This window comes from Alcanivorax sp. HI0083, assembly GCF_001635175.1.
Map to the genome: position 1 here is coordinate 1 of NZ_LWFX01001375.1, position 9,120 is coordinate 9,120.

10 protein-coding genes and 1 pseudogene are annotated in these 9,120 nt (G+C 58.5%); 7 read left to right on the forward strand and 4 right to left on the reverse strand.

From position 1 onward, the window contains the following. The 3 genes and pseudogenes from A3754_RS28000 to A3754_RS20740 all read left to right on the forward strand — a co-directional run. Positions 1-267 (forward strand): annotated as a pseudogene (locus A3754_RS28000) (DUF805 domain-containing protein); the annotation flags it as partial. Between the two features lie 136 nt (positions 268-403). Further along, the gene (locus tag A3754_RS20735) at positions 404-1,198 is read left to right on the forward strand and encodes a hypothetical protein (RefSeq protein ID WP_063521197.1); all 795 of its coding nucleotides are present in this window, start codon (positions 404-406) and stop codon (positions 1,196-1,198) included. A 108-nt stretch (positions 1,199-1,306) separates the two neighbouring features. After that, positions 1,307-2,068, forward strand: coding sequence for a hypothetical protein (locus tag A3754_RS20740; protein ID WP_063521198.1), 762 nt, complete (start codon positions 1,307-1,309; stop codon positions 2,066-2,068). 247 nt (positions 2,069-2,315) lie between these two features. On the opposite strand, the gene A3754_RS20745 is transcribed toward A3754_RS20740, so the two are convergent. After that, the gene (locus tag A3754_RS20745; RefSeq protein ID WP_063521199.1) at positions 2,316-3,437 is read right to left on the reverse strand and encodes an alpha/beta fold hydrolase; all 1,122 of its coding nucleotides are present in this window, start codon (positions 3,435-3,437) and stop codon (positions 2,316-2,318) included. Between the two features lie 477 nt (positions 3,438-3,914). Between A3754_RS20745 and A3754_RS20755 the strand changes: the two genes are divergently transcribed. From A3754_RS20755 to A3754_RS20765, 3 genes are all read left to right on the forward strand, one after another. After that, on the forward strand, positions 3,915-4,310 hold the full coding sequence (locus A3754_RS20755; RefSeq protein ID WP_255363148.1) for a PaaI family thioesterase: 396 nt from the start codon (positions 3,915-3,917) through the stop codon (positions 4,308-4,310). Further along, positions 4,307-4,762 (forward strand): PaaI family thioesterase, encoded by a 456-nt coding sequence (locus A3754_RS20760; protein WP_063521202.1) that lies wholly within the window; start codon positions 4,307-4,309, stop codon positions 4,760-4,762. The genes A3754_RS20755 and A3754_RS20760 overlap by 4 nt, the downstream gene beginning before the upstream one ends. Before the next feature lie 122 nt (positions 4,763-4,884). Beyond that, complete coding sequence (locus A3754_RS20765) at positions 4,885-5,997, forward strand: ferritin-like domain-containing protein (protein ID WP_063521203.1); 1,113 nt, start codon at positions 4,885-4,887, stop codon at positions 5,995-5,997. On the opposite strand, the gene A3754_RS20770 is transcribed toward A3754_RS20765, so the two are convergent. Continuing rightward, positions 5,979-6,812, reverse strand: coding sequence for a patatin-like phospholipase family protein (locus tag A3754_RS20770; RefSeq protein ID WP_082872333.1), 834 nt, complete (start codon positions 6,810-6,812; stop codon positions 5,979-5,981). The genes A3754_RS20765 and A3754_RS20770 overlap by 19 nt on opposite strands. Here A3754_RS20770 and A3754_RS20775 point away from each other — a divergent pair. After that, on the forward strand, positions 6,806-8,050 hold the full coding sequence (locus A3754_RS20775) for an MFS transporter (protein WP_231880720.1): 1,245 nt from the start codon (positions 6,806-6,808) through the stop codon (positions 8,048-8,050). The genes A3754_RS20770 and A3754_RS20775 overlap by 7 nt on opposite strands. A gap of 5 nt (positions 8,051-8,055) precedes the next feature. On the opposite strand, the gene A3754_RS20780 is transcribed toward A3754_RS20775, so the two are convergent. Together A3754_RS20780 and A3754_RS20785 are read right to left on the reverse strand one after the other, a co-directional pair. Continuing rightward, complete coding sequence (locus A3754_RS20780) at positions 8,056-8,931, reverse strand: DNA-3-methyladenine glycosylase (protein WP_063521204.1); 876 nt, start codon at positions 8,929-8,931, stop codon at positions 8,056-8,058. Next, positions 8,928-9,120: methylated-DNA--[protein]-cysteine S-methyltransferase (locus tag A3754_RS20785; RefSeq protein ID WP_156497124.1), on the reverse strand; the 193-nt coding region annotated here is incomplete at its 5' end. The genes A3754_RS20785 and A3754_RS20780, both read right to left, overlap by 4 nt.

A 9,120-nucleotide genomic window follows, 5' to 3' on the forward strand; every position in this document is an offset into this window, starting at 1 on the left:
CCGTTGGTCAATTTGCCATTCCAGCTTTATCTCTATCTTGGTGATGGCAGCAGCATGATGAACCGTTTCGGAACGCCGAACCCTCCGGTTAGCACCGTGGTTATGCTGGTGGGCGGTTTGTGTTGGTTTATCAATGTGTTAGTGCTTTTATCCATGATGGTCTTGTTGGTGTTGGGTTGGTTTCTGCCCGACCTTCTGGCGCCTTATCTCGCCCAGCTTCCTCAGGGGTGGGCGCAGCCGGTACAGCAGGCGCTTAACGCTCGATAACTATTAGTCGCAGGCTCCTATTTTTGCTACCTTTTATGCTATTGTCTTGTGATCCAGGTCCGGGGAGAGCGGACTTGGCGATATAAATAAAGCCATAACCAGTAACAACAATAATAGCGATTATTAGGGAGTAGCTATGAGAAAGCGTCTTCTGGGGTGTCTCATTGCGATGGTGTTGCTGCCAATGCAGGGATTTGCGTCAATCAGCAATGCGGAACTCGAAGATTTTGAACTGGCGTTGTGGAAAGTCCGCGCTGATTTCCACATGTTGACCGTCATGGTCGGCAGCAAAACCTATATTTCCAATCTTGATGAGGCTATTGACCAGGCTCAGTCCGGGATTGATTTGTTACGCCGTGATGCAGAAGGTAGCGAGGAGCGCTCTCTGGTTGCTGACCTTGAAAAGAGCTGGGGTATTTTCAAAGCTGCTGCAGAAAGCAACACCATGGCGGAGCAGGGGTTCACCAACTCTTACACCATCCAGGATGTGAACGAGTTGCCAGTGGAGATGTCACTGCGCATGGAATCGTTCACAGGCACCACCGACGGCAAATACGATGATATTCGCGAGCTTTCCGCTTACCTTCAGCGCATGACCTCAGAATACCTGAATATCGCTGCAGACCCGGCAGGGGGGATGGCGTCGGGCTCGGATGAAGGTCGCATTGAATTCAAGGATGCCGTGCCCGAATTTGAGCGGATGCTGGCAGCGGCGAAAAAGAACCATGCCGATGATGAAGCCATCAGCCGCGCCTTGAATCAGGTAGGCGTCAAGTGGATGTTTATTCGTGAATCCATGGTCAAGTTTTATGAAAATGCGGTGTCTTATCTGATTTATCGGTACACCAACCAGATGGTGGACACTATGAGTCAGGCAATCAGTCTGGCGTCCACGGATGTAGAAAAGCCCAGCTTCGGGCCGGTTGAATAAGGCGGAGCCAGCGTGGCTCTTTCTACTGACCCTCGCATGTGTGCGGGGGTTTTTTGATGGTGGCTTGTGTTAAGCCGCTCTTGTTTACATGAATAGGGGGAGTTTGGGGTGAATAAAGGGATTCGACATGGCCTGATTGCGACGCTGCTATTGGTGTCAACAGGGGCTCAGGCAGCAATGTCCGCCACGGAATTGGCACTGGTTCAGGCAGATGCATGGCGTGTTCGTATGGGGTTTCATCTGCTTTCGATTCGTGGGGACAACCCGGAAGATCGTGTAGCGCTGAAAGCCTTGTTGGCGGATGGCGAGCAACATGTGGATGCGCTGAAGGCGCAAGCCGCTCCCGGTGAGAAAGACACTGCAACGCAACTCAATGCGTCCTGGGAAGCACTCAGCGCACGCGCCCTGGATAATCCGCTGGCCTCACTGGGCTATGCGGATTACGGCGCCATGAGTGAAATCAATACCACCACGCTGGCGGTGGATACGCTGGCTCGAGAGGCTGATGTGGCGGGCGATGCAACCTACCTGGATATCGCTCAGTTATCCGTGGCGATGCAGCGTCTGGCTAGTGAATATGCCGCCCTGGCAGCGTTTCCCTCAGCGGGTTTGAAAACCGGCACGGGCCTGCAATCCATGGACTTTGGCGCGGAAGCCCGGGGCATCGACGAGTTGCTGGCCAGCCTGAAAGGCAAATATGCGGGGGATCAGCAGGCGAGTGATGTGCTGGCGTTTATCGATCAACGCTGGGCGTTCGTGCGCAAGTCGATTCCCGGTATGGATGACCCGAACACGCAGAAAATTCCTTATCTGTTCTACCGCTATGCCACGCAAATGGCGGAACGGGTGAGTGAGCTGGCCCAGCCATAGAGTGGGTTCATCACGGAATTGAGTGATCAGCCTGCCTCGGAGCTTGTCGCATTATCTCTCCCTGACAGCCGCTGGACGCCGGATGTCCCTGACTACGCCTCAAAAGGGATACCACAATAACGACAGCCTCTCAGGCTATGGGGTTTACGTCAGGCATCCGGCGTCGAGCTTTTGGCAAAGCGCCGGATTATTCGCTCTGATCCGCGAAGAGCCATAAAGCGGTCCGGTTTTCGGCCAGGCGGTGCGGCTACTGCGAGCGCGCTACCAGCCAGTCAGCGCTGATGCGCCAGGCGTGGGAGGGGGCTTTTGAACCTGAAAAGACCCCCGCATGGCCACCCGGCACTTCCTCGAAGCGTTTCTCTTTGCTGCCGACAAGATGCATCACATCCCGTGCTGCGCGCAGGCTGACAATGTTGTCGGTGATGCCGGCAAAGGAAAGCAGGTCCTGCTGAATGGATGAAAAATCCACACTGCGCCCGCCGATCCGGATTTTCCCTCTAGCCAGGCTGTTGGCCAGAATCATCTTCTCGATCACCTCACGGACCACCGCACCGGGATAATCCACCATATCGTTGAACCACTGGCCCATGGTCATGTACTCAGTCACGTATTCACGGTCACCAAGATTACGGATCAGATCCATGTAGGCCTGGACCACGCCGGGGGGATTGGTCATCTTGAATCCCAGCGTCAGCAGGTTGGCGGGAATGTGAAATAGCTTGTCGCTGAGCGGCTCCAGACGAATTTGGAACCAGTCGTGGATCTGCATGGCGGGAATGGCGGCCAGGCCCAGCGCCTTGCCGAACGGTCCACTCTTGTGAAAATTCACCGGGCTGGCAATGGTGATCAGGCTGCGGACAGGTGCGTCATGGTGGCCGCCCAGATACATCAGGCAAAGCAGCCCGCCCATGCAGTAGCCCATCATGTTGATGGTTTCGGTTTCCGCATGGGCCTTTACGGCATCCACCGCAGAGGGAAGCCACCGGTTTACATAGGTGTCCAGGTCCAGGCTGCGATTGGCGTTGGACGGTTTCCCCCAGTCCACCAGATATACATCGTAGCCGCGGGCCATCAGGTAAAGGACCATGGAGCGGTTGGGCATCAAGTCGTAGGTCCAACAATGAATGCCCAGCGCAGGCACCAGCAGCAGGGGGATGCGGTGCTTGTCGGCGGAAACCGGCAGGACGTCATCGTTAAGCGGGACTTCGGTCACCGGTGGCAGGCTGTAATGGCGTACAGCCATGATGCCATCACGATAAATTTCATCCCACGGGCATTTATCCACCTGGATAAAGCGTTGCGGGTGGCGCCTGCGTTCAACAATGTGGCCAACGGCCCGCAGGCTGTTCTTTAATCGTGATGTAGCCATTCAAAACGACTCCTGAAATGGGCGGAGAAGCCTAGGGAACCTCTGAATAACTCCTTGCGTACTCAGCGTGACCTGAAGCGTGCAGCTGTTGCGCCTTGTCTCGACAGACAGGGTGGTTCCCTTTCTTAGAGAAAAGGCGCAGCAGATGTGCGCTTCAGGCCGCGCCCTCCGGGTCTTTCAGGCTGGCCCGCACTCGTTGTTGCGCTTTTTCGACAGGCAACCAGCATGCCATCAAAATCGCGCCTAGATTGCGAGCCAGTCTGAAAGACTGAGCATGCAAGGAGTTATTCAAAGGTTCCCTAGCAGAGAGCAAGGCCGTTTCTATGGTAAAACGGTAACACTTGCAGATTAGCCGCCAGCGGTTAATCTTGCCCCGGATATCAGCTGGAGACATTGGCCGCCGTGACAGAAAAAACACTTCCGTATACACGCCAGGACATATGCAATCGCTTCCTGGATTCCGTCCGCCACTCTGTTGTGCTTGGGCTTGAGGTTGTCAGCGCTACTGAAGAGTGCGTCCGGGTCCGAATGCCCTGGCGAGACGATCTGGTCGGTAACCCGGAGACCGGAGTCATGCACGGTGGGGCCATTTTCGCGATGATGGACCAGGCTGGGGGCATGGCAATCACTTGCCGAACTTTCCCCACGTTCGAGATTACTCCGACCATCGATTTTCGCGTGGATCATCTGCGTAGCCCGGGGAAAGGGCGGGCTGTGGTGTGTGAGGCCCGCTGCTATCGGCTCACCACCCACGTGGCCTTTGTCAGTGTCACCACCTGGGAAGAAGAGGGGGACGAGGAGCCCATTGCCACCGGGTTGGCAACCTATACGCGGTTAAAAATTGACAAGGCAGGCACGGTGGTGGGCCAATGAAAGCACTGAAAACGCTGATCGAAGAATGCCGTAGCGGCAAGGCAGACTATCAGGCCCTGATCGACCGGGTACCGTATGCCCGGTTCCTGGGCATTCAGGTGATTGCCCAGGGGGACGAGCTGACTTTTGTGCTGCCCAAGCACGACAATGTGGTCGGCAACCCGACCTTGCCAGCGCTGCACGGCGGGGCGGTGGCCGGTTTTATGGAGCAGGCGGCGATCATCTTCATCCTGCTGCAAATGGGCGAGCCCAAAGTGCCGAAAACCATCGATTTCACTATCGATTATCTGCGCGCGGGGCTGTTCCGCGACACCTACGCCGAATGCAGCGTGACTCGTCTGGGCCGGCGTATCGCCAACGTGCGCATCAGTGCCTGGCAAAAAAACCGCCAGGAGCCGATTACCATTGCCCGAGCTCACTTTCTGCTTTCTGACGATGGCAGCACCGATTAAGCGGATCTTGATCCATTGTGTTTAGGCGCCACGGACGGCGTTAATTGTCATATCACGACATTGCTCCCTTCCCGGCATCCGCCTAGCGTTGAGTCATGACTTAGCGCTACCAGGGATGCCCCATGAAAATAACTAAAGTCAGCACGCCGCCTGCCCATGTCAGTATCTATGAAAACTGGGATGGCCCAGGTCATGAGGATATTGAAGACAAACTGACCACACAGCACGTTGAAGATGTGGTGGAAATATTCCAGACCCCGCTTACCGGGCATTACAACTGGGACTACTCCTCCGCCGACGGGCGGATCCGCAAATTGTACAAATTGGGAAAAGAGCTCAACTGGAATGCGGATATGGATGTGGATTGGTCGCAGGATTTCCCCAAATCCGAGGTGCCACTGGATCAGTCCTTCAATCCCTTTAACGGCTGGTCCACCTTTGAGTCGCTCAGCGATGAGGAAAAGCTCCGTTTCGGCTGGCACAACCTGGCCTGGATGCTGGCCCAGTTTGTACACGGGGAGCAGGGGGCATTGCTGGTGGCGTCCCAATTGGCCAGTTGCGCACCCACCTACGACGCCAAACTCTACGCGGCCAGCCAGACCTTTGATGAAGCGCGCCATGTGGAGGTTTTCACCCGTTACCTGCAGGAAAAGATCGGCATTCTTTACCCGGTGAACCCCAACCTGAAATCCTTGCTGGACAAAATCCTGTCTGATCCGCGCTGGGATCTGAAGTTTATTGGCATGCAGATCATCATCGAAGGGCTGGCGCTGGCCGCGTTTAATACCCTGAAACTGACCGCCCAAGACCCCCTGCTGAAGCAGATTATTCACCTGGTTATTCGCGATGAAGCAAGGCACGTTACCTTTGGTGTCAATTACTTGGAGGACTTTGTTGAGACTCTGTCTGAAGAGGAGAAAGAGGAGCGCGCCCACTTCGCCTTCGAGGCCTGCGTGGTCATGCGGGAGCGCCTAATCAGCACGGAAGTGTTCGAGCACTTTGGCTGGGATGTGAACGAAGCCCGAGAGCAGGTTTTGTCATCCTCCATCATGGCGCAATTCCGCAATCTGCTGTTTACCCGGATCATGCCTAACCTCAAACGCATTGGTCTGCTCACCGATTCCGTGAGACCACGGTTTGAGGAGCTGGGCATCCTGCAGTTTGAAAACCTGGTGGACGATGGGCAGATCGATTGGGCAGAGCTTTCCAAGCCTCTTTACGACGAGGCGTCCTGAACCGATTCGATGATCAATGCATCAGCCACCGGCCGGGCCAATGCCCGGCCGGTGGCGTTATAGGCCTGGCGCATGGCCAAGCGGCCCTGTTCCAGCTTGCCGGGGCCGGAGCGGACCAGGCCGTCAATGGCAAGGGTGACCAGATTCGGGCGCGAGGGGTGATGCAGCGCCATGCTGTTACGGCCACGCCAGGGAGAGCGGGACTGCAAATGGTGATAAAGTACCCGCTCTCCGGGGAAGGTGGCAGCCAGCCCGTGGCGGTCGGCAATGCCGCCGTCCCAATAGTAGCGCCCGCCAATCCGGGCGGGTTGAAAGAGCAGGGGCACGGCACAGGACGCGTATACCGCTTCCACCAGATCCCCCTGTTGCAACACCTGCGTGCGCCGGCTTTTTCCCTGCCAGGCGGATACCGCCAGCGGGGTTCGGGACTCTTCCACGCGCTGAGTGGGTAGCAGGCCCGCCAGCATCCGTCGAAAAGCCTGACCGGATAACAAACCCAGCCCGGGGGATGGGTCCCAGAAGTGTGACCGATCCAGGCTAAGCAGTGTGTCTTCGATGGCATTGATGCTAGCGCCGGAGGCTATGCAAGCCGCCACCAGAGCGCCAGCGCTGGAACCACAGAAACGGGCGGGCGACAGGCCATGGTCAAGCAGGGCACGCAGCGTGCCGAAATGGGCAAAAAAGCCGAAAAACCCGGATGACATGGCGAGGGTGAACGACGCCTCTGCCAGCCAATCCGCCAGTAACGCCTGATGAGATGCGCCCCCTGGCGGTGCGTGATCCGCTACCCCTTGAACCGGAATATGTAATGCCACAGCTTGACCCTTCCACCAAAATCGCCGGCAAGACTATCTCGCGAGCCTTCAGTCACACAATGTTGTTGGCGGCAGTAGCGGTAACCGCACTGGGCCAGACCCTGGTTTTTACCCTGCTGCCATCACTGGGGCGCGCCACCGGCATGACGGAAATGCAGGTGGGGCTGATCATCAGTTGCTCGTCACTGGTGTTTGCTTTGGCAAGCCCGGTGTGGGGCACCTTGAGTGAGTCGCTGGGCCGCAAACGAGTGATGGTAATCGGTCTATCCGGTTATTCGCTGGGTACGCTGTCGTTTGCGGTGGTGTTTGATCTGGGACTTCGCGGTGCCCTGGTGGGAGTCGGTCTGGTGGCGGCTCTGGTCCTGAGCCGCATGCTGCAGGCCGCCATCATGGCGGCAACTCCGGCGGCGGCCGCTGCGTATACCGCTGACATCACCACCCCGGAGCAACGCACCCAGGGGATGGGCCGCATCGGTGCTGCCAACAATATCGGCACCGTCGTGGGGCCGGTGTCCGGCGGCATGCTCGCTGCCGTTGCGTTGGTGTTCCCGCTTTATGGGGTGGCGGCACTGACCGCGCTAATGGCGATCAGCGTGGCCTTGTGGCTGCCGCCGTCGCCGCACCAGCCAACCGCGCGCACCGTACCGCTGCGTTCCGTTTTGCGCCATGGATTGGCCGCCTATGCGGACCCGCGCTTGCGCGATCTGCTGTTGACCGGAGTCATGCTGTTTATGAGCTTTGCCCTGATTCAGCAAACCCTGGGTTTTCTGTTTCAGGATCAGTTCCAGATGAGCCCGACCGAAGCGGCAAGGGCGCTGGGGCTGACCATGATGATGGCGGCGCTGACGTCGCTGTCAGGGCAGCTGATCGTGGTGCAATGGCTGAAGGCGCCCGCAACCCTGCTGATCGCCCTGGCCGTGCCCAGCATCGGCGCGGGTGCCGTTATTCTCTGGTTGGCCAATACGGAGGCCTGGATGAGTGGGGCGGTGCTGCTGGTCGGGCTGGGCCTGGGGTTTGGCATGCCTGCGGTCATGTCCCTGGCCAGCCTGAGGGTGCCCACGCAAGAGCAGGGCCGGGTGGCTGGCCTGGCCAGCGCCTGTCCGGCGCTGGGGTTTATTGTCGGGCCACTGGTTGGGACCGGCCTGTACACGCTGGATCAGCGTTGGCCTTATCTGCTGGTGATCGCGTTGCTGTTGCCCATGTCGATGCTGGCCTGGCGGCTTGCCCGCAAGGCTTGAGACGTTCAGGCTTGCACCTGTAACGACTGCCACAGGTGCGCCGCCACCAGTGCCCGCCATGGAGTGAATTCGGCCAGCCAATCCCGGGTGGCCTTCGCTGCTGGGCGCTCATTCCAGGCCAGCAACTGTTGCAGCGCTTTCTGCACCGCCACATCCCCGTGCAGGCTGCCATCCAGGTAGCCATATCCCCGTAGCAGCGTGTAATTCACACTCCATGGCCCCAGGCCGCGAATACGCAGCAAGGCGCGCTCCAGGTTTAGTGCGTCAGCGTTTGAGTGCAATGCGTCGGGAAGCAGGCAGTGATCACAGCAGCGCTGCGACACCGTCAACAGTGTCTGCGCCTTGCTGGCTGAAAATCCGACACTACGCAGCGCGTTGCTATCCAGCTGGCTCACCGCAACGGCATCGGGGTAGCAGTGCAGGCCATTGATCACTTCTTGACCTGCCAGCTGAATAAACCGTCGACGAATGGCAGTAGCAGCGCTGACGCTGATCTGTTGTCCGATAATGGCCCAGCTCAAAGCCTCGAACGGGGTCGCCGATTGCGGGACACGCAGGCCCCGCTGTTGCTGCACCAGGTGGCCGAGTGCGGTCGGCTCCGCCATCGCCTTCTCGAAGGCCTCTACCGGTTGGTCCAGGCCCAGCATGGCGCGAGTGTGTCGGGATAATGCCGTGCGGGTGAGCGACTTGGCCGTGGCGCGGACCTGGCCAGGCTGGCTGAAGTCCAGGGTGAGCACGCAGGGGCGACCGTCGATGGTAGCGGCCTTGTGGAGTACATGGCCTTCCACCCGCTCGGAAATGGCGTGCCGATCACGGCCATGGAAATCAAGAAAGGCAGGCACACCAAAGCGTGCGGGTAGCGCGAGCGAAAGGCTGCTCACGCCTGTTCTTGTCCTTGTTCGCGGCCGAGCAGGGCGGCCTTGCGCTCAACCCCCCAGCGGTAACCGGACAGGCCGCCATCGGCGCGCACAATACGGTGGCAGGGCACCAGCACCGCCAGCCGGTTACTGGCGCATGCCCGCGCCACGGCGCGGGCCGCGNCAGTAACCGGCTGGCGGTGCTGGTGCCCT